The sequence below is a fragment of the Sphingopyxis sp. USTB-05 genome, from assembly GCF_023822045.1.
GTDB lineage: Bacteria > Pseudomonadota > Alphaproteobacteria > Sphingomonadales > Sphingomonadaceae > Sphingopyxis.
Map to the genome: position 1 here is coordinate 3933051 of NZ_CP084712.1, position 20373 is coordinate 3953423.

At 64.2% G+C, this 20373-nt stretch carries 16 protein-coding genes and 1 tRNA gene; 11 read left to right on the forward strand and 6 right to left on the reverse strand.

Annotated features, from left to right (window positions below; all coding sequences use genetic code 11):
- Positions 1-298: 298 nt before the first annotated feature.
- Entirely contained in the window at positions 299-718 is a 420-nt protein-coding gene (locus KEC45_RS18165) for a hypothetical protein (RefSeq protein WP_242774035.1), read from the reverse strand.
- A 265-nt stretch (positions 719-983) separates the two neighbouring features.
- Here KEC45_RS18165 and KEC45_RS18170 point away from each other — a divergent pair, with 265 nt between their 5' ends.
- Positions 984-1775 (forward strand): hypothetical protein, encoded by a 792-nt coding sequence (locus KEC45_RS18170; protein ID WP_242774018.1) that lies wholly within the window; start codon positions 984-986, stop codon positions 1773-1775.
- Positions 1776-2271: 496 nt separating this feature from the next.
- A tRNA-Glu gene (locus tag KEC45_RS18175) sits at positions 2272-2346 on the forward strand.
- A 30-nt stretch (positions 2347-2376) separates the two neighbouring features.
- Here KEC45_RS18175 and KEC45_RS18180 read toward each other — a convergent pair.
- Together KEC45_RS18180 and KEC45_RS18185 are read right to left on the reverse strand one after the other, a co-directional pair.
- On the reverse strand, positions 2377-3480 hold the full coding sequence (locus KEC45_RS18180) for an NADH:flavin oxidoreductase/NADH oxidase (protein ID WP_062186568.1): 1104 nt from the start codon (positions 3478-3480) through the stop codon (positions 2377-2379).
- A 34-nt stretch (positions 3481-3514) separates the two neighbouring features.
- Positions 3515-4297, reverse strand: a complete 783-nt coding sequence (locus tag KEC45_RS18185) for an SDR family NAD(P)-dependent oxidoreductase (protein WP_062186566.1) — start codon at positions 4295-4297, stop codon at positions 3515-3517.
- 125 nt (positions 4298-4422) lie between these two features.
- Here KEC45_RS18185 and KEC45_RS18190 point away from each other — a divergent pair, with 125 nt between their 5' ends.
- Positions 4423-5184, forward strand: coding sequence for a ThuA domain-containing protein (locus KEC45_RS18190; RefSeq protein WP_062186564.1), 762 nt, complete (start codon positions 4423-4425; stop codon positions 5182-5184).
- Between the two features lie 189 nt (positions 5185-5373).
- On the opposite strand, the gene KEC45_RS18195 is transcribed toward KEC45_RS18190, so the two are convergent.
- Positions 5374-7011, reverse strand: coding sequence for a GMC family oxidoreductase (locus KEC45_RS18195; RefSeq protein ID WP_252171225.1), 1638 nt, complete (start codon positions 7009-7011; stop codon positions 5374-5376).
- Positions 7012-7134: 123 nt separating this feature from the next.
- Between KEC45_RS18195 and KEC45_RS18200 the strand changes: the two genes are divergently transcribed.
- The 5 genes from KEC45_RS18200 to KEC45_RS18220 all read left to right on the forward strand — a co-directional run bounded on the left by KEC45_RS18200 (position 7135) and on the right by KEC45_RS18220 (position 14393).
- Positions 7135-7881: a glucose 1-dehydrogenase gene (locus KEC45_RS18200; protein ID WP_062186561.1), complete on the forward strand. Its 747-nt coding sequence runs from the start codon at positions 7135-7137 to the stop codon at positions 7879-7881.
- Positions 7878-8594 (forward strand): SDR family NAD(P)-dependent oxidoreductase, encoded by a 717-nt coding sequence (locus KEC45_RS18205; RefSeq protein ID WP_062186559.1) that lies wholly within the window; start codon positions 7878-7880, stop codon positions 8592-8594. Before KEC45_RS18200 ends, KEC45_RS18205 begins: the two co-directional genes overlap by 4 nt.
- A gap of 130 nt (positions 8595-8724) precedes the next feature.
- A complete protein-coding gene (locus KEC45_RS18210) occupies positions 8725-11118 on the forward strand; it encodes a TonB-dependent receptor (RefSeq protein WP_062186557.1) in 2394 nt (797 codons plus the stop codon).
- Positions 11119-11231: 113 nt separating this feature from the next.
- Positions 11232-12692: a carotenoid oxygenase family protein gene (locus tag KEC45_RS18215; protein ID WP_062186555.1), complete on the forward strand. Its 1461-nt coding sequence runs from the start codon at positions 11232-11234 to the stop codon at positions 12690-12692.
- Positions 12693-12806: 114 nt separating this feature from the next.
- Positions 12807-14393: a fatty acid--CoA ligase gene (locus KEC45_RS18220; RefSeq protein WP_062186553.1), complete on the forward strand. Its 1587-nt coding sequence runs from the start codon at positions 12807-12809 to the stop codon at positions 14391-14393.
- A 103-nt stretch (positions 14394-14496) separates the two neighbouring features.
- Here the strand turns inward: KEC45_RS18220 and KEC45_RS18225 are convergent, their stop codons facing one another.
- Together KEC45_RS18225 and KEC45_RS18230 are read right to left on the reverse strand one after the other, a co-directional pair.
- Complete coding sequence (locus KEC45_RS18225) at positions 14497-15309, reverse strand: SDR family NAD(P)-dependent oxidoreductase (RefSeq protein ID WP_062186551.1); 813 nt, start codon at positions 15307-15309, stop codon at positions 14497-14499.
- 10 nt (positions 15310-15319) lie between these two features.
- Entirely contained in the window at positions 15320-16318 is a 999-nt protein-coding gene (locus KEC45_RS18230; protein WP_062186549.1) for an NADP-dependent oxidoreductase, read from the reverse strand.
- A gap of 118 nt (positions 16319-16436) precedes the next feature.
- Between KEC45_RS18230 and KEC45_RS18235 the strand changes: the two genes are divergently transcribed.
- Genes KEC45_RS18235 through KEC45_RS18245 form a run of 3 tightly spaced genes read left to right on the forward strand, consistent with a single transcriptional unit; the run spans position 16437 to position 20371 of the window.
- A complete protein-coding gene (locus KEC45_RS18235) occupies positions 16437-18560 on the forward strand; it encodes a molybdopterin-dependent oxidoreductase (RefSeq protein WP_062186547.1) in 2124 nt (707 codons plus the stop codon).
- Positions 18561-18569: 9 nt separating this feature from the next.
- Positions 18570-19586 (forward strand): NADP-dependent oxidoreductase, encoded by a 1017-nt coding sequence (locus tag KEC45_RS18240; RefSeq protein WP_062186545.1) that lies wholly within the window; start codon positions 18570-18572, stop codon positions 19584-19586.
- Positions 19583-20371: a ThuA domain-containing protein gene (locus KEC45_RS18245; RefSeq protein WP_062186543.1), complete on the forward strand. Its 789-nt coding sequence runs from the start codon at positions 19583-19585 to the stop codon at positions 20369-20371. The genes KEC45_RS18240 and KEC45_RS18245 overlap by 4 nt, the downstream gene beginning before the upstream one ends.
- The last annotated feature ends 2 nt before the right edge of the window (positions 20372-20373 follow it).

A 20373-nucleotide genomic window follows, 5' to 3' on the forward strand; every position in this document is an offset into this window, starting at 1 on the left:
CGGTGAGAGAATTCGACCGAAATTTCCCCACCTGGACATAGGTATCGGCTATTCGCCCCGGTCTGACGGCACATTAAACGTCAACGAGTGGCCAATATATGGCTCGAAGGAAATGACAGCGCCTATCAGGGCTGGGAGGCATGGTGGATCGGGGTGGGTGCCGGCTTTTTATTGTGCGCTGTCGTTTACCTGATCACGTGGGCAGCCGTCGCCACAGCCAAATGGATATGGCGTGGGCGCCAAAACCGCCAACCCTAGGGAGCGCGCCGCCTCAGCAACGCGCGCGGCCGCGCAACCGTCATCCCTTCCCCAGCTGCTGATCGATCAGCCCCGGCAACGAAGCCTGCGCCTCGCGCATGATCGAAGGCACGTCGACCCGGGCGGCGCGCGAGGTGCGACGGATGCCGACAAAAGCGACGATCGTCTCGGCGGCAACTTGCCCCTTCCGCAGTCCGCCATTCTTGCGCAGCGACTTCGCCGACCGGGACTTCCCCGCGGCGCTGAGGCTCGCACCCTGCACGACAAGCAACGCGCGGCCGCTGGGGGTCAGCACGAAAACGAGTGGCCCGATTCTGGTTGCCAGGCCGAGGCCGTTATAGGTTTCCGGCGTGACGCTGCGCCTGCCGACCCGCGCCGGAATGTCGTCGCTCGCGATCCAAAACCGCCTGCCCTTGCGCGGCGATATCTCGGCGCCTGCGGTATAGGCGAAGTCGGGCATTTATATACATGAGAAAGCAGAGCGGAAGTGACACAGGCGGGTTTCTCCAATGAGATTTATATAACGCCCGCTATGATCGAGGCTGGGGCATCGGTTTTGCGCTTTGCTGGCGCTGGCCTTTGGGATGGGGGCCGAGAGGCCCCACTATACGAAACTAAAGCCGCCGCAACGCGTCGTCATACGCTTTCAGACCGTCCCACAATGAATTGAATCGCGCTCTCGTCGTTGAAGGCGCATCAATCGCTGAAACCTGCTTCACATATGTATGGGCAAGACTGTCGCGGACGGTCTTAAGGTTGCTCAATTCCGCAACAAACTTGGTATGTACCGCGACGTTTATCGTTTTTCCAATTTCTTCAATCGTCACTATGCCAACGAGGCGAATAAGCATCGATCGAAAATGAGCCTCGTGATCGAAACCGTAGGTCCTTTTGACGACCTGCTTTTCGACGAATTTCAGATTTGCCGCATCACTTACCTTCCTACGGCAGTGGCACATAATAACTTCGTCCATCGACATCTCGAGGCGCGCCGCGCAAGTCTCGATGACGTGGCGCCAGAGCCTGCCGCAAATGCTAAGGTTGCGATTGGTTTCTCGGAGGTGGTCGCACACCAGTTCTCGTTGAAGGTCGAACAAATCCTCAAAGCGTGGAATTTTCCTGGCGAATGCCGCGTCTATTACGACAAGGATGCGAGCGATTTCGTCATCGACGGTAAACCGAGAGGCAGTCGCGGCAAGGGACTGCGCGCAATTACGCATGCCGCCGTTTCGATCACATTACTCGAATATTGCCAGGAGCATGAACTACCGCACCCGGGCTTTCTGCTTCTGGACTCCCCGCTCCTTGCCTATTTCAAGCCCGAAGGGGACGAGGATACCGCGCTGCAAGGTACTGATCTGAAAGAGCGCTTCTATGGCTACCTCAAGGCACATCATGGCGTTGAAAGCCAAGTTATCATCATTGAAAATCAGCATCCGCCAGATAGCGAACTCGAGGGCCTCAACCTTACAGTGTTTACGCGCAACCCGGCTGAGGGGCGCTTCGGGCTGTTGTAAGCACACTCAGGTCGCGCGCTTTTTGGCACTCACGCCCTTCTCCTCTTGCGCAAGCTGCAACGAATGAGGAGCTGGTTTCGCGTTGAGTAGTCAGCATGTCGAACGAACGAAATCGGGCGCATTGCTGATTTCCTGCTCTGACATTCGCGAACGGCAGGTTTCAGGCTGCCGCCTCGCGGCCGGCTACGGCTTAGATCAGGCGCGTTCCTGCCGGTAAGTTCTGAAGCACCCGAACGGCAGCTCTCAGGCATCGGTCTCGTGGCCGGCTATGACCGGGATCAGGCGCAAAGCAGCCTTTACAGATCACCTCACCAACGGCTATCGCGGCAGCGTGCTCGCAATCGTGAGTACACCTACTGAGTACACATGCGTCGTTTCACGTCGCGTAAAATGTCGGAAAACCGTGGGCTTCCAGCCCATCCGACCCCTCCCGTAGGGGTCACCATCGGTCACGGGAGCGGTCGGCTCCCCTTTTCCGCAAATTTCCGACCCACAAGGCCCCTTCGTCTAGCGGTCAGGACGCGGCCCTCTCACGGCTGAAACACGGGTTCGATTCCCGTAGGGGTCACCAATATTTCGCCCGCGATCAGTGTGACGGCAGTTATATGTCGAACAGGTCGGAAAAGCCGTGCGGTTGCGACCGCAGATATTGCGGCGGCGCGGTCACGCGCGCCCCCAGATGCGCGGCGGCATGCCAGGGCCAGCGCGGGTCGAACAGGATCGTGCGCGCCAGCGCCACCAGATCGGCGTCGCCCGTCGCAACGATCGCCTCCGCCTGATCATAATCGGTGATCAGTCCGACCGCGACGACGGGCATGGCCACCGCTTGCTTCACCGCGCGCGCGAGGGGAACCTGATAGCCGGGTCCAACCGGAATATCCTGCCGCGGATCTAGCCCGCCGCTCGACACATGGATCGCGGCGCAACCGCGCGCTTCCAGCGCCTGCGCGAACGCCACCGTCTGTTCGATCGTCCAGCCGCCGTCGACCCAGTCGGTCCCCGACACGCGGACGGTGACCGGACGGTCCGCGGGAAAAGCCTGCCGCACCGCGTCGAACACCTCGAGCGGGAAACGCATCCGGTTTTCGAGGCTGCCGCCATAGTCGTCGGTCCGCCGGTTCGAGAGCGGCGAGAGAAACTGATGCAGCAGATAGCCATGCGCACCGTGCAGTTGGACGGCGTCGATGCCGAGACGCGCCGCGCGCACCGCGGCGGCGGCGAAAGCGTCGCGAACACGGGCCAGGCCGGCGCGATCGAGTTCGTGCGGCGCGACCTGCCCCTCGGCGAAGGCCAGCGCCGACGGCGCCTCGGTCGGCCAGCCGTTCGGGTCGCCCGGCGGCAGTTGTGCGCCGCCCTTCCACGGTACTTCGGTCGACGCCTTGCGGCCGGCATGGCCAAGCTGGATCGCGACCGGCATGTCGGACCAACGGCGAACGGAATCGAGGGTGCGCGCCATCGCGGCCTCGGTCGCGTCGTCCCATAGGCCGACGTCGGCGTGGCTGATCCGCCCTTCGGGCAACACCGCCGTCGCCTCGATCGTCAGCAACGCCGCCCCCGATAGCGCGAGATTGCCCAGATGAATGAGGTGCCAGTCGGTCATGCAGCCGTCGATCGCCGAATATTGGCACATCGGCGCGATCACGATGCGGTTGCGCAAGGCAAGGCGGCCGACCGGCAAGGGCGTGAACAGGGCAGGATAGGACACGATATGCTCCGCTTTGGTGTGACGGGCCTGCGCCCTACACGCCCATCATACCGGCGGTCGTCGCGCCGTCGATCACATAGTCGGCGCCCGAGATAAAAGCCGCCTCGTCAGAGGCGAGGAAGGCGACGAGCGCGCTCACCTCGCCGAGCTGCGCCATACGTTTCATCGGCGCCATCCCTTCGAACGCCGCGCGCGCGGCGACCGGATCGGGGGAGCGATCGATGACGCCGCGGATCATGTCGGTTTCGACGACGCCGGGCAGCACCGCGTTGACGCGAATCGCATATCCCTGCCCCGCGCAATGGATCGCCGCCGATTTGACCAGCGCGACGACCGCCGCCTTGGTCACCGAATAGGCGACGTAATTGCCCATCGCGCGGTGCGCGTTCATCGACGAATTGACGATGATCGAACCTTGGGGCCCTTGCGGGTTCTTCGCCATCGCGCGGATCGCGTGCTGGACGGTGAGCATGACGCCCGTCTGGTTCACCCCGACGATATGGTCCCATGCGTCGATGCCGATATCCTCGACGCTTGCATCGCCCGCCTCGGTCCCGGCGTTGGCGAAGGCGATGTCGAGCCGGCCATATTCGGCCTCGATCTCGGCCATCAGCGCATCCCAAGCCGCTGCGTCCTCGACGCGGTGGGCGCGGAAGATTGCACCGGTCCGGTCCTCAACCGTGGCCGCCGCCTCGGCGTTCGAGCCGGTGAACACGACCTTCGCACCTTCGTTCGTCAACCGCTCGACCGTCGCGGCACCGATTCCGCTCGTCCCGCCGGTGACCAGGGCGACCTTGCCGCCGAGCCTCTGCTGCATCGCGCCTCTCCTCTCGCTGTTCCTCTTGCCAGTTTCGCTACATCGGTGAACCTATCAATACAGCAAGGTGACGCGGGCGCGCCGCGAACGCATGTTGCGCCGATAACAGGAGGAGAGGACCGGCGATGAGCGAGAGCGAGCATCCACCCCGCATCGATTGCGTGCTGATCTGCGGCGGCGTCTGGCACGACATGGACTTTGCGCGGCTCGAGCTGCTCAAACTGCTCGCCGAAGACCAGCGCGTGCGGACGCGCGTGTTCGAGAATTATGAGAATATCGAGGCGATCGAGGGTGCCGATATCCTGATCACCTACACCTGCGATGTCACCCCGTCGCTGCCCGCGCAGGAGGCGCTGAAGCGCTGGCTGACCAAGGGCGGGCGCTGGTACGCGCTGCACGGCACCAACTCGATCCTGCGCCTGCTCGATACGGGCGTATGGGACGCGCCGCGCTGGGCGCCGCTGATGATGGATCTCCTCGGCTCGCAGTTCATCAGCCATCCCGCGATCGAACCCTATACCGTCCGCGTCGCCGACCCCGACCATCCGCTCGTCGAAGGCATCGCGCCGTTCGAGACGACCGACGAACTGTATCACCTCGAAACGCATGGCGCGCTCCACGTCCTGCTCGATACGGAATGCAGCGGGCCAGGCACCGGCTTCGTCGAGGCCGAGGATGCGCCCGGCACCTATCCGGTGTTTTATATCAAGCAGCATGGCGCGGGCGCGGTGCTTTACCTCACGCTCGGCCATTGCCGTGGGCATTACGACCTGCAGCCGATGATGGACTGGTGGCCGACGGTCGACCGCTGTGCATGGGACCTGCCGGTCTTCTACGACCTGCTGCGCCGCGGGATCGGCTGGCTGAAGGAACGCGAGCGCGTGTGAGCGGCGGTGCCCGGTATCGGCCGGGAGCGGCCCCTCTATCCTCGTCACCCCGGACTTGACCCGGCGTCCCGCTTTTTTTGAAGCTTGCCGGCGCGTTCAAAAGCGGGATCCCGGGTCAAGCCCGGGATGACGGAAGTGGAGGAGATGGACGTCAGGTCCCGACCCCCCAAGCAGGCATCGTCGCATAAGTTACGCCACCGCCCTCAACCGTCGCCGGTCCTCGCGGATCAGCCCAGCCGCGCGGAGCGCCAGCGCCATTGCGGGGGCATTGGTGTTCCCCGTCACCGGCGACGGCATCACCGAACAGTCGACGACGCGCAGCCCGCGCACGCCATTGACGCGCAGCCGCGCGTCGGTGACCGCGCGATTGTCGCTGCCCATCCGGCAGGTCCCGACCCCGTGCAGTCCGCATGTGGCGAGGCGGCGGAACGCCGCGAGAATCTCGGCATCGCTCTGTACCGCCGCGCCCGGCAGCAGTTCGCGTTCGACGAGGCCGACGAGGGCCGGCTGCGCCATATAGCGGCGCATCGCGTGGACCGCGGCGATCGCGGTGCGTTCATCCTCGCGCGTCGACAGCCAATTGGGTTTGATGTCGGCGGGCGCATCGCTGCCGGGGCCGGCGATCAATATACTTCCCTCGCTCGTCAGACGAAGGAGCTGGCCATAGATGGTCATCCCCGGCTTGCGGTCGATGCTGTTCAGCGGCACCGGATGCTTGTCGTCACCGAGCGCGAAAGTGTAACCGCCGAGATAGAGTTGCAGGTCGGGCCGCAGGTCGCGGCTCGTCAAGTTGAGAAAGGCACCGACCTCGAACGGCCCGGTCGCCATGATCCCGCCGCGCGTCAGCATATATTGCGCCATCGCGCGCATCAGCCCGATCCCGAAAAAACTACGGTTGCTGCCGACGTCGCGCGACAGACGGTGCGGCATCGAAAAGCCGAGATGCTCGCGCATACGCCCGCCGACATCGGGGGCGTCGACGACGGGCTCGACTCCTGCGGCGCGCAGTACATCGGCGGGGCCGATGCCCGATCGCTGAAGCAGCAGGGGACTCTCCAGCGTGCCGCCCGACACGATCACCTCGCCATCGCAATCGAAATGCTGGGTCTGTCCCGCGACCTTTGCCTCGACGCCCGTGACGCGCCCGCCCGCCACGATCAGCCGCTCGGCCATGGCGTATGTGACGACGTGCAGGTTCGGCCGTTTCTTCGCACGCGCGAGAAAGGTGGTCGCCGCGCTCTCGCGCCGGCCGCGCCGGACATTGTGCGAATAGAAACCGACCCGGTCCGATGTCGCGGCGTTGAGATCGTCTACAGGCCTCAGCCCCATCTCGACTCCCGCCTGCACCATCGTTTCGGCGAGAGGATAGCTATGGATCTTGGGCGCGACGCCGACGGGTCCGCCCGCACCGCGCATCGCACTCGCGCCGAGGCCGTGATCCTCAAGGCTGCGGAAGGCGTCGGTCATCGCGTCGCCGTTCCAGCCGGTGCAACCGAGTTTTTCCCATTCGTCATAGTCGGCGGGCTCGCCGCGGCTCCAGATCATGCCATTGACCGCCGACGATCCGCCAAGCCCCTTGCCCCGAATCCACACTTCGCCCGGCGCGCCGCCGTCGCCGCGCGGCTGCGACACGCCATAGGCCCAGATATGGTCGGGATTGGTGACGAGCTTTGCGACGCCTTTGGGGATCGCGACCCAGCGGCTGTCGTTGCTGCCGCCCGCTTCGAGCAGCAGCACGCGAACCTCTGGATCGGCGCTGAGTTGCTCGGCAAGCACGCAGCCCGCCGATCCGGCCCCAACGACGATATAGTCCCAGCTTTCCGCCATGGCATTTCTCCTGTCCCGCCATGATGTGATCCCGAGCGGCCATCCACCGCACCTAGCGCAATAAATAGTCCCCTCGTCCTCGGCGCAGCATGATAGTGCCGGGGCAAAAAGAGGGAGGACAGGATGACAGGGCAAGGCCGCGTTTCAGGCAAGATCGCGTTCGTGACCGGCGGCGCTTCGGGGCTGGGGCTCGACATCGTGCGCCGCTTCGTCGCCGAGGGCGCAAGCGTCGTCATCGCCGATATCGACGTCGCTGCGGGCGAGGCACTCGCCGCCGAACTCGGGCAGCGCTTCGTCCGGCTCGACGTATCGAAGGAGGCGGAGTGGCTCGCCGCACTCGGCACCTGCGATCGCATCGACATCCTTGTCAACAATGCGGGCATTACGACGCACGGGTCGATCGAGGATCTGACGCTCGAAGCCTTTCGTCACGAATTTTCGGTCGACGTCGACGGCGTCTTTCTGGGCTGCAAGCACGTAATCCCGAAGATGAAGGATCATGGCGGGTCGGTAGTCAACATGTCGTCGATGTGCGGCGTCCGCGCGCAGGGCGACCTTGCCGCCTATAACGCTGCCAAGGCAGCGGTGACGCACCTGACCAAGTCGGTCGCGCTGCATTATGCACGCAAGGGCTATGGCATCCGCTGCAATTCGGTGCACCCGGGCGCGATCCATACGCCGATCCTCGACAAGGTGATGGCGCAGGTCGCCGACGGACAGGCGCTCTACGATAGCTGGGTCGCGACGCATCCTGTGGGAAGGCTCGGCAAGCCCGAGGAAATTTCGGCGATCGTCCTTTATCTCGCCTCCGACGAGTCCGCCTTTGCGACGGGCGCCGAGTTTCGCATCGACGGCGGCAGTTCGCTGTGACGGCGGGCCGTCTCGCCGGCCGCGCCGCGCTCGTCACCGGCGCCGGGTCGGGCATCGGCCTCGCGACCGCCAAACGCCTGACTGCCGACGGCGCGCAGGTGCTTACCACCGATCGCGCGGGTGAGGTCGACATTGTCGCCGATGTCACCGCGCCCGGCGCCAACGCCCGACTGGTCGCCGACGCCGAGGCGCGTTTCGGGCGGCTCGACATCGTCGTCGCCTGCGCGGGGATCACCGGCTTGGAAATGCTCGACGGGGCCGGCGACGAATTTTTCGACGCGATGATGGCGGTCAACGTCACCGCGGTATTTCGCCTGATGCGCGACGCATTGCCGCTGCTCAAGCGTTCGTCATATGGCCGGATCGTCCTGATTGGATCGGTGATGTCGAGCTTTGGCGAGGCCGGGATGACCGCCTATAGCGCGTCGAAACATGCGGTGCTCGGCATGACGAAATCGGTCGCGGCCGAGGTCGGTGCGTTCGGGATCACGGTCAATTGCATACAGCCCGGCGCGATCGACACGCCGATGACCGCGCCCGCCTTTGCCGCGATGCCCGAATTCAGACAACGCTGGATCGACAAGGCCGCATTGGGCCGGCTCGGACAGCCCGAAGATATCGCCGACGTCGCTGCCTTTCTGGCCTCCGACGACGCGCGATTCATGTCCGGACATGGGGTTTTCGTCGACGGCGGGGCAACACAACGCCAATAAAATCAATATGTTATGATCCGTCACGGCATGCCTGATATTTTTGATGATTGTTGAATCGGGGTATTAAGCGGACCTTCCCCTCCAACGTGACCGGCGAGCCTATGCGCCGGCGCGAGGAGGGAGGAACGCGATGATCACGCATGCCCGAATGCTGCCTGCTGTTTACGCCACCGTATCGCTCGCCGCACTGGCGATCGCCACCCCGGCAGCGGCCCAGGAGGCCCCCGTCGAAGAAAGCAGCGGCGGTGCCATCCGCGAGATCGTCGTCACCGCGCAGAAGCGCGAGGAAAGCATCCAGTCGATTCCGATCGCGGTGACCGCGCTCGATGAAAAGGCGCTGGAATCGGCGACGATCGACGATATCCGCGATATCGCCGGCCGCGTCCCCAGCCTCGTCGTCGACTCGGTCGGCGCGGGCCCAAGCGCCGCCGCCATCGCGATCCGCGGCATCAGCTTCGAGGATATCGAAAAAAGCTTCGACCCCGCAGTCGGCGTCGTTGTCGACGGTGTGTTCATCGGGACCAACACCGGCCAGCTTCTCGACAGCTTCGACCTCGAACGGCTCGAAGTCCTTCGCGGGCCGCAAGGCACCCTGTTCGGCCGCAATACGATCGGCGGCGTGATCAATGTCATCCGCACCCGCCCGACCGAGGATTTCGGCGTGCGCGGCCAGTTCGCCTACAGCCGTTTCGACACCAAGCGCGCGCGCCTTGTCGTCAACACCGGCAAGCTCGGCGATTTCATCGCGCTCAAGGCGTTCGGCTATTACGATAAGACCGACGGCTTTTATCACAATGTCACCAAGGACCGCCGCGAGGGCAAATATGAAACGCTGACGGGCGGCGTCACCGCGCTGATCACGCCGAGCGACGCGATCACCGCGCAGGTCACCTATCAGCACACGCGCGAACGCGGCGAAACCGTCGCATCGGCGCTGTCCGAAACCGGCCGCGATGTCATCTGCGCCGCCCCTGGCGCGCCCGGCTTTTCGCCCGCCGCAGAATGCAACCGCTGGTCGTTGCCAGCGCATGGCCTCTACACGACGTTCCAGAATATCGAGACCCCGGTCCGCAACAATGTCGACAGCATCACGGGCAATATCGACATCGACCTCAGCGACAATCTGACGTTGTCGTCGGTCACCGGATACATCAAGAACCGGGAGTCCGTGACGCAGGATTTCGACGGCAGTTCAGCCAATTTCTTCGACACGCGGCGCCAACAGAAATACAAGCAGTTCAGCCAGGAACTGCGCCTGCTCGCCGACTTCGATACGGTCAACGTCCTGCTCGGCGGCTATTATTTCGACAGCTCGTACACGCTAGACCAGTCGACCAATTTCGGCGTCGTTCTCGGTCAGGGTTCGACCGCGGTGCTGCGCCAATATGTCGATCACAGCGCCAAATCCTACGCCGGCTTTGCCGATGCGCAGATCAACCTGACCGACGCGTTCAAAATTTCGCTCGGCGCGCGCTACACCAAGGACAAGAAGGAAATCTTCAACAACTATGGTCGGATCGGCGCGCTCGTCCGCATCACGCTGCCGACTTTTGACGGCATGTCGTGCGTCGCGGTGACCGGAACGACAAGCCCCGCGCCGGGCGTGGTGATCCCGGTTTATAGCGCGGCAAACAACTGCTCCGGCAGCGACAGCTTCGACAAATTCACCTGGCGCGCCAACGCCGAATATACGATCGAACCCGGCAAGCTCGTCTATGCGTCCTTCTCACGCGGGTTCCGCTCGGGCGGGTTCAACGGCCGCGCGGCATCGCCGACGTCGCTCGGGCCGTATCAGCCCGAAACGGTCGACGCCTATGAGGTCGGGCTCAAGGCCGACTGGCTCGACCGCACGCTGCGCACCAACCTCGCCTTCTATTACACCAAATATGACAATAAGCAGGAAGAGGTGGTGCAGCCCTCGCCCCCGGGTTCGTCGAGCCCGCAGGAAACGGTCGTGCGCAATGCCTCTTCGGCCGACATCAAGGGGTTTGAAGCCGAAATCATCGCGCAGATGACGGATTCTTTCAGCTTCAACGCTTCGTTCAGTTACACTGATGCCAAATATAAGAATTTCTTCAACGACATCGTCGGCCTGACGCCCGGCAGCCCGGCCGACGGCATTGCGGACGATGTGTCGACGCTGACGCTGCGCCGCGCGCCCAAATATCAATGGTCGGCGGGGCTCAACTATTCGAAGGAAATCGGCTCGGGCCGCTTCGATGCGTCGACGCTGCTGCGGTATCAGAGCAAATATGTGACCTGCATCGCGCCGAACCGCCCGGTCGTCCCGGGCGCGGTGACCAACGACAATCGCTGCTTCACCGAGGATCGCGAAAATCTGTCGGCGCAGATCGGCTACACCTTCCTGCTTGGCGACGATCGCGAAGTCAGCCTGGCGTTGTTCGGCCGCAACCTCACCAACCACAAGGGCCTGTCGTCGACCCTGCCGGTCGCGGGTCTCTTCACCTTCGGCGCAGCACAGGCGCCGCGCACCTACGGGGTCGAGCTCGGCTTCCGTTTCTGACGAAGATACGGCCCCGCCACGGGCACGGCGGGATCGCAAGGGGGAACCCAAAAAAGGGGGACGGGGGGCGGCGCAATGCACCGCCCCTTGTTCGATGATCAGAGGGATTCACGATGACGCAGGCCTTTTTCGACCACCCTTTTCTTTCGGGGCATCACCAGCCCGTGCGGTTCGAGGCGACCGCCCCTGACCTGATCGTCGATGGCGAGATTCCCGACGATCTGGTCGGCGTTTTCTACCGCAACGGTCCCGAGCCGCTCTATCCGACGCGCGAGGGCGAGTATCACTGGTTCGACGGCGACGGCATGGTCTATGCCTTTCATATCGAAGGTGGCCGCGCGTCGATGCTCAACCGCTGGGTGCGGACCGAGAAGTTCGAGATGGAGAAGGCCGCGGGCAAACGCCTTTTCGGCCTGTTCGGCAATCCGATGACCGCCGACCCGTCGACGCAGGGAAAGCGATACAACACCGCCAACACCAATATCATCGTGCATGGCGGCAAGCTGCTCGCGCTGATGGAGGGCGCGCCCGCGGTCGAGCTCGATCCGCGCACGCTCGAGACGCTGGGCGAGGAACATTATGGCGGGACGATCACCACGACCTTCTCCGCCCATCCCAAGATCGACCATCATACCGGCGAACTCGTCAATATCGGCGCGATGATCAACGGCCCGATGGGCGCCGCGCAAATTCGTTATGACGTGATTGCTGCCGACGGCAGCGTGCGCAAGGCCGAGCTGATCGACATGCCGCACAATGCGTTGATGCACACGTTCTTTCTGACCGAAAACTGGGTCGTCTTCCCGGTGATTCCGATCGACGTCGATCTCGGCCGGTTCATGAAGGGCGGCCCGATGACCGCGTGGGTCAACAATCGTCCGACCAAATTCGCCGTGATGCCGCGCGAAGGATCGGCGAGCGATGTGCGCTGGTTCGATTACGAGCCGCGCCACATGTTCCACGAGCTCAACGTCTGGGAACAGGATGGCAAGATCATCGCCGATGTCGCAGCGGCAAACGGGACAGCGCTGTTCCCCGACGAAACGGGCGTGAAACGGACGCACGGCGACACGCAGCAGAGCCTGCGCCGCTGGACGATCGATCCGCGCACCAATTCGGGGGGCAGCTGGATCAAGGAAGAGACGCTCAACGACCGCGATATCCAGTTTCCGCGTCCCGACGACCGCTTCGTCACGCGCGCGTCGCGGCACAGCTTTGCCAACATCAACCTCAACAGCCGCGACGGGCGTGCCGAAGGGATGGACGGCGTGCTGCGTTTCGACACCGTCAGCGGCACCGAAGATGTTTATCACTTCGGCAACGGCGCCTCGTGCGGCGAACTGATTTTCGCTCCCAAAGTGGGCGCGCAGGGCGAAGGCGATGGCTATGCGATGACGCTCGTTCACCGTGCCGGTGCAGCGACGAGCGAACTCGCGATATTTGCCGCGCTCGACATTGCAGCGGGACCGATCGCGACGATCCAGGTCCCCTTCCGCGTGCCGTCGGGTTTCCATTGCAATTTCTATGCTGCGGACTCCAGTCTCTATCGGCAGGCGCTGGGCGAAGCAGCATAAACCACCGTCGTCATTGCGAGGAGCGAAGCGACGCGGCAATCCAGCTTGGCGTAAACCGCTCTGGATTGCTTCGCTTCGCTCGCAATGACGGTGTTAGGCAGGAGCTAAGAGCAGGTGGAACCCAAGGTCGCAGCATTTGAACGGGTCGCCGATGTCGCGCGACGGAACGCCCGCGAGCGGCCCGACAAGATCCTGTTCCATTTCGAAGGGCGCGCCACGCGCTACGACGAATTTGACGCGAACAGCAGCCGGGGCGCGAACGCGCTGATCGCGCTCGGGCTGAAACCCGACGACCGCGTCGCGTATCTTGGCAAGAACAGCGATATCTATTTCGAGCTGGTGATGGCGGTCGCCAAGGCAGGCGGCGTGATGACGCCAGTCAACTGGCGGCTCGCGGTTCCCGAGATTGCGTGGATCATCGACAATTGCGGCGCGCGCATCCTGTTCGTCGGCCCCGAGTTCACCGACCTAGTCGCTGCAAACCGCGACGCTTTTCCGGGCGTGGAGCATGTGATCGCCACCGAAGGCGCCGCAGGCGGCTTTGCCGATTATCGGACCTGGCGTGACAGCTTCGCCGACACCGACCCCGACGTGCCGCGCGGCACAGCAGACGCGGTGATCCAGATGTATACGTCGGGCACCACCGGCAAGCCGAAGGGCGCGGTGCTCACCAACGGGTCGGTCTTGCGATCGAAACTCGACCGCGACCCCGCGCTGCAAGCCGATTGGGAACGCTGGGAAGCCGATGATGTCGGGCTCGTCGCGATGCCCTGCTTTCATATCGGCGGCACCGGCTATGGCATCACCGTGATGACCAATGGCGCGACGGGGGTGATCACGCGCGAATTCGATCCGGGCGGGGTACTCGACCTGATCGAAGCTTATGGCATCTCGAAAATCTTCATGGTGCCCGCAGCGATGCAGATCATCGTCAATCAGCAGCGCGCGCGCGACGTCGATTTTTCGCGCCTCCGCCATATCGCCTATGGCGCCTCGCCGATCCCGCTCGACCTGCTGCGCCAGTGCATCGACATCTTCCAGTGCGGTTTCGTCCAGATGTACGGAATGACCGAGACGTCGGGAACGATCGCCGCGCTGCCGCCCGAAGATCATGACCCGGCGGGCAACGAGCGGATGCGGTCGGTCGGCAAGCCGCTGCGCGGCGTCGAAATGCGCGTGATCGACGCCGACGGCAACCCCCTGCCCCCGCGTGAAATCGGCGAGATCGCGATCCGGACGCAGGCCAATATGCGCGAATATTGGGGCCGCCCCGAAGCGACCGCGGAGACGATCGACCGCGACGGCTGGCTACGCACCGGCGACGCCGGCTACACCGATGAGGACGGCTATTTCTACCTCCACGACCGGGTGAAAGACATGATCATCTCGGGCGGCGAGAATGTCTATCCGGCCGAGGTCGAGAATGCGATCTACGGCCACCCCGCGGTCGCCGACGTTGCGATTGTCGGCGTTCCCGACGACAAATGGGGCGAAGCGGTGAAGGCCTGCGTCGTGCTGCGCGACGGTGCGAGCGCCGATAGCGCCGACATCATCGGCTGGGCGCGGACACGGATTGCGGGCTACAAGTGCCCCAAGTCGGTCGACTTCATTCCCGCGCTGCCGCGCAATCCGTCGGGCAAGATCCTCCGCCGCGAACTGCGTGCGCCCTATTGGGAAGGGCGCGAGCGGCAGATCAGCTAGCCAATCTCGAGACAAAACCCCGTCATTGCGAGCGCAGCGAAGCGATCCAGAGCGTGACAAGCCGCCCTAGATTGCTTCGCTGCGCTCGCAATGACGATGGGATTTATTGCGCCTGCAGCTTCGCCATCGCCGCGCCGACCGCGGCGGCGATATCGCCTTCCTGCGGATTGCCGCGCAGCGCGAGCCCGCCGTTGGGCTGGAGATTCTCTCCCGTCACAAACGCCTCGTCGCTCGCAAGCCACAGGCACGCATTGGCAACATCCTCGGACGTGTTGAGCCGCCCGAGCGGATAACGCGGCAGGAAGGCGTCGACGAGCCCTGGCGTCGCAAAGGCGCCCTGCGTCATCGGCGATTCGGTGAACGCGGGCGACACGATATTTGCGCGAATACCCGCAGCGCCGAAATCATTCGCGACGCAGCGGACCAACGCCTCCGACCCCGTCTTGGTGCCGATATAGGCCGCATGATTGCTGATCGGCGACCGCGTCGTGGCCGACGAAATCTGGATGATCGAGCCCCCGGTCGGATCGTTCGTCAGCATCGCGCCGACAAACGCCTGCAGAAAATGATGCACCCCGGTGAATTGCAAAGCGACGATCGCCGCAAGCTCGTCCTCGGTCACGTCGAGCAGCGGCTTGAGCAGTCCCCAGCCGCTCGCGTTCATCGCAATATCGACCCCGCCCATCGTCGCCTTCGCCGCATCGGCGAGCGCGAAGACCGAGGCCTTGTCGGTGATGTCGCAGAGCGCGGCATGGCCGCCGATTTCGGCGGCGAGCGCGTCGAGGGGTTCCTGCTTGCGTCCCGCGACCATCACCGTCGCGCCCTCGCGGGCAAAGATCCGCGCCGTGATCTGCGCCATATTCCCCGCCGATGCCGCGCCGATGATGACCGCGCGCTTTCCTGCCAGCCTGCCCATAGCGATCTCCTCAGAGTTTCAAGAGTTGCTTGCCGCGGTTCTGGCCGCTGAACAGGCGCTTCAGCGTTTCGGGCGCATTCTCGAACCCATGCTGCAAATCCTCGCGATAATTGAGCCGGCCATCGAGCACGAAGCCTTCGAGCCGCTTGCGAAGCTCTGGAAACTCGTTCGCCCAGTCGAGCACGATGAAGCCCGCCATCGACCCACGGCGAAAGATCAGGTTGAAGTAATTCTGCGGCCCCGCCGGCAGCGTCCCCATCTCGTACCGGCTGATCCCGCCGCACACGGCGACGCGCGCGCCGGTGGCGATCTCGCCGAGCATATCGTTGAGGATCGCGCCGCCGACATTGTCAAAGATGACATTCACGCCGCCGGGGCAATGTTCCTTGATCTGTCCACGGACGTTACCAGCCTTATAATCGATCGCGGCATCATAGCCCGCTTCCTCGACAAGCCAGCGGCACTTGTCCTCGCCCCCCGCTATGCCCACGGCGCGGCATCCGGCGATCTTGGCGAGCTGGCCGACGACCGACCCCGTCGCCCCCGCGGCGCCCGACACCAGCACCGTGTCGCCCGCGACCGGCCGCCCGACCTTGAACAGCCCGCAATAGGCCGTGACACCCGTGGTCCCGAGCACCGATAGCATCGCGGTCGGCGGCAACCGGGTATCGATCTTCACCAGTCCTTCGCCGCTGGAAAAATGCCATTCGGTCCAGCCAGTCGAGCCCATCACCAGGTCGCCGACGGCAAAGCCCGCATGGTTGCTCTCCACCACTTCGCTGATCCCGCTGCCGCGCATCACATCGCCGATCGCCATCGGCGCGACATAGTCGGCGATATTCTCCATCCAGCCCTTCTGCGCGGGATCGAAGCCGAGATAGAGTGTCTTCAAGAGCAGTTCGCCCTCGCCGGGCGCGCCGACTTCGGCCTCGACGAGCCGGAAGTCGCCATCCTCGATTCCGCGCCCGCGCGGATGTCCGTTCAGCAGCCATTGGCGCGATGTCGGCATCGATACTCTCCCCATTATTTGCACCGAAACTGCGCCCGCGCTTGGCCTGCAACCACCGCCAAAAGTGCCAGTCGATTGAAGGGCGCCGAGGCGTAGGGTGTGATCAGGGAGAGAGACGATGCCCGAAGTCCGCCGCAGTTTTTGCCGTTTCTGCCACGCCAATTGCGCGATGCTCGTCACCGTCGACGAAGGCCGCGTCACCAAGGTGCAAGGTGATCCCGACGACCCTGTGTTCGGCGGCTATACCTGTATCAAGGGGCGCCAGCTCGCCGAGGCGCACAATGGCCCGCAGCGGCTGACGGTTTCGCAAAAGCGTGTCGGGGGCGTGTTCGAAGACATATCGATGACGAATGCACTCGACGAGGTCGGCGCGAAACTGGCGGCGATCGTCGCCGAGCACGGCCCCCACGCCGTCGCCGTCTATGGCGGTACCTACGCCTTCCAGAACAGCGCCGGGGTCGGCAGCGCGATGTCCTTCGCGCAGGGGCTCGGCACGCGCAACATCTACACTTCGGTGACGCTCGACCAGCCTGCGAAGGTCTATACGACGATGCGTTACGGGAGCTGGATGGGCGGGATGCACACGTTCAGCGAGGCCGACGTCGCCTTTTTCATCGGCAACAATCCGATCGTCTCGCACTATGGCCCGCCGGGCGGCCTGCCCCCCTTCTCGCCCTCGCGGCGCCTGCGCGATGCGCTCGAAGGCGGGCTGAAGCTGATCGTTGCCGACCCGCGGCAGAGCGACGTCGCCGCGCTCGCGCATATCCACCTGCCCGTGCGGCCCGGCGAAGATCCCGCGCTGCTCGCGGGGATCATCCACGTCATTCTGTCTGAGGGGCTCTATGACAAGGCCTTTGTTCAGCGTTACGTCGACGGTCTCGACGAGTTGCAGCGCGCGGTCGCGGGCTTCACCCCCGATGTCGCCGCGGCGCGTGCGGGAGTCGAGGAAGGCCAACTGATCGCCGCCGCGCGGATGTTCGCGAACGGGACCAAGGGCGTCGTCTCGACCGGCACCGGGCCAGAGATGGCGGGCAACGGCACGCTCACCCAATATCTGGTTTCGTCGATCAACATCATCTGCGGGCGCTTCTGCCGTGAGGGCGAGAAAAGCTCGATCCCCCGCGTCTTCACGCCGGTGACGCCGCGCCGCGCGCAGGTCGCGCCGCCGATGGCGCTCTATGGCGAGGGTTTCCCCGCCTCGCGTATCCGCGGCCTGACGCACCTCGGCATGGAAATGCCGTGCAATGTCCTCGCCGACGAAATGCTGACGCCTGGTGAAGGCCAGGTGCGGGCGCTGATCGTCATCGGTGGCAATCCGGTGGTCGCCTTCCCCGATCAGGACAAGATGACGCGCGCGATCGACGGGCTCGAGCTGCTCGTCTCGATCGACGTCAACGCCGAGTCCGCAACCGCGAAACGCGCCGATTACATCCTCGCCCCCAAAATGTGCCTAGAACGCGAGGACATCAGCAATCTCAGCGAATGGTGGTACGAGATTCCCTACGCCCGCTATACCGAAGCTATGATCGAAGCGCCCGATGGGCTGCTCGAGGAGTGGGAGATGCTCTGGGAACTCGCGCACCGCCTGGGCACCGGCATGCCGCTTGCGGGCGGAGCCTGCCCGATGGATCAGCGGCCCAGCAAAGAGACTTTCCTCGACTTGATGGTCGCGGGCTGCTCCGTCGCGCCGAGCATCGTGCGGGCGGATACCGTGGACGGCAAGGCGGTGATCTATGCCGACCGCCACCCGGTGGTCGAGGCAGGCGATCCTGACGCGCCGGGACGCTTCGACCTGACCGCGGGCGCGATGCCCGACCAATTGATCGCCTACGCCGGCGCCGCCCAGCCGACACCCGATTTTCCCTGGCGCATGGTATCGCGGCGCAGCCGGCATCGCTTCAATTCGACGGGGCAGAATCTGCCCGCGCTCCGCGCCAAGCGCACCACGAACCCCGCCTTCCTGCATCCCGACGATCTCGCGCTGATCCCCTGCGCCGACGGCGACACCGTCCGCATCCGGTCGGCGGCGGGCGAAGTCGTCGCGGTCGCGCGCGCTGCCGAAAACATGCGCCCCGGCGTCGTGTCGATGGCGCATGCCTTCGGCGGCCCCGACATCGGCCCCGACGGCGTCCACGAACATGGCGCCTCGACCAACCGCCTCGTCAGCGAGAGCGTCGCTTACGACCCCATCACCGGCCAGTCGCTGCAAAGCGCGATTCCGGTCTCCATCGTCCCGGCCTGAGGAGCCCATATGCCTGACAACCGCCGCTTCCTGCTCGTACGCCGCCCCAATGGCGAACCTGTGCCGGAAGACTTCTCTTTCGTTAGTGAACCCACGCCCGAGCTTGCCGACGGCCAGTTTCTGATCCGCAACCATTATGCCTCGCTCGACCCCGCGATCCGCGGCTGGATGGACGATGCGCCGAGCTATATGCCGCCAATCCCGCTCGGCGATCCGGTGCGCGCCTCGACCATCGGCATCGTCGAAGCGAGCAAGGCCGAAGGTTTCGCGCCCGGCCAGTGGGTGATGGGCCTCAACGGAATCGAGGATTATTCGGTCGGCACAGTCGGCGGCTTCACCCAGCCGATCGACGCCGCACTCGTGCCGTCGGTCACCAATTATCTGTCTGTGCTCGGTGCAGTCGGGATGACCGCTTACTTCGGCTATATCGACGTCTGCGAACCCAAGCCGGGCGATGTCGTGCTCGTTACCGGCGCGGCAGGCGCGGTCGGATCGCTTGTGGGGCAGATCGCGAAGATCAAGGGCGCGAGCAAGGTCATCGGCATCGCGGGCGGACCGGAAAAATGCGCCAAGCTGGTCGAACGCTACGGCTTCGACGCGGCGATCGATTATCGCGGCAAGGATCTTCAGGCACTCACGGAGGCGGTCCGCGCCGAAGCCCCCGATGGCGTCGACATCATTTTCGAGAATGTCGGCGGCGACATCCTCGACGCGGGCCTCAACAATCTGCGCCACGGCGCGCGCATCGGGCTCTGCGGCCTGATCAGCGAGTATAACAGCGTCGAAAAGATCGGTGCGCGCAACATCTGGCAGCTTATCGTCCACCGCGCTTCTATCCGCGGGCTGCTCGTCGCCGATTATATCCCGCGCTTCGCCGAAGGCGGTGCCGAGATGGCGGCGTGGCTGCAACAGGGCAAGATGGTCGCCGACGAGCATATCGACGAAGGTATCGAGAATAGCTTCGATGCCTTCATGCGGCTGTTCGCGGGAAGCAATCAGGGCAAGATGATCCTCAAAATCGCATGAGCGCGCCACGCCGCCTTCTCGTCCTGTCGGGCGGCCATCCCTACGAAGCCGAACCCTTCGCCGAACTGCTCGCGAGCTTCGAGGGCTGGGCGGTCACGCACCTGATCCATCCCGAGGCCGAGACAGCGGTCGCCGAGGGCGCGGCGATCAACGCCGATGCAATTCTCTTCTACGATATGCCCGGATATCGTTTCGAGGGCGGAAAAGCGGCAACGCGGCCGCCTTCTTTCACTTATCGCCGCGCGATCGCCGACTATTTCGCGCGCGGCGGCGGTGCGGTCGCGATGCATCATGCGATCGCGGGCTGGGCCGAATGGCCCGAATGGGCCGAGATGCTCGGCGGACGCTTCCTCTACGATCCCGGCGAGGCGCATGGCGAAACCCATCTCGACTCGGGCTATCGCCACGAGGTCCGCTATGACGCCGTCGTCCTCGATCCCGATCATCCAGTGACCGCAGGTCTGCCGCCGCGCTTTCCGCTCTGCGACGAGCTGTATCTGGCGCCTGTCTGGGGCGCCGCGAAACCCCTGCTCCGCGCCGATCACGCCTTCGTCCGCGACAATTTCTATTCGGCGGCGCAGGCCGTCGCGGGCCGTATGTTCAGCAACGCGGGTTGGGATCATCGCCCCGAAAGCGACGTGATCGCATGGGAAAAGCCGGTGGGCGCAGGCTGCCTCGTCTATCTCCAGCCGGGCGACGGACCCGCCGCCTATGCCGATTCGAACCTTCGACGGCTGCTTGCGAATGCGCTCACCCATGTCGCCGCCGGCCCCAACCACTCCTAACG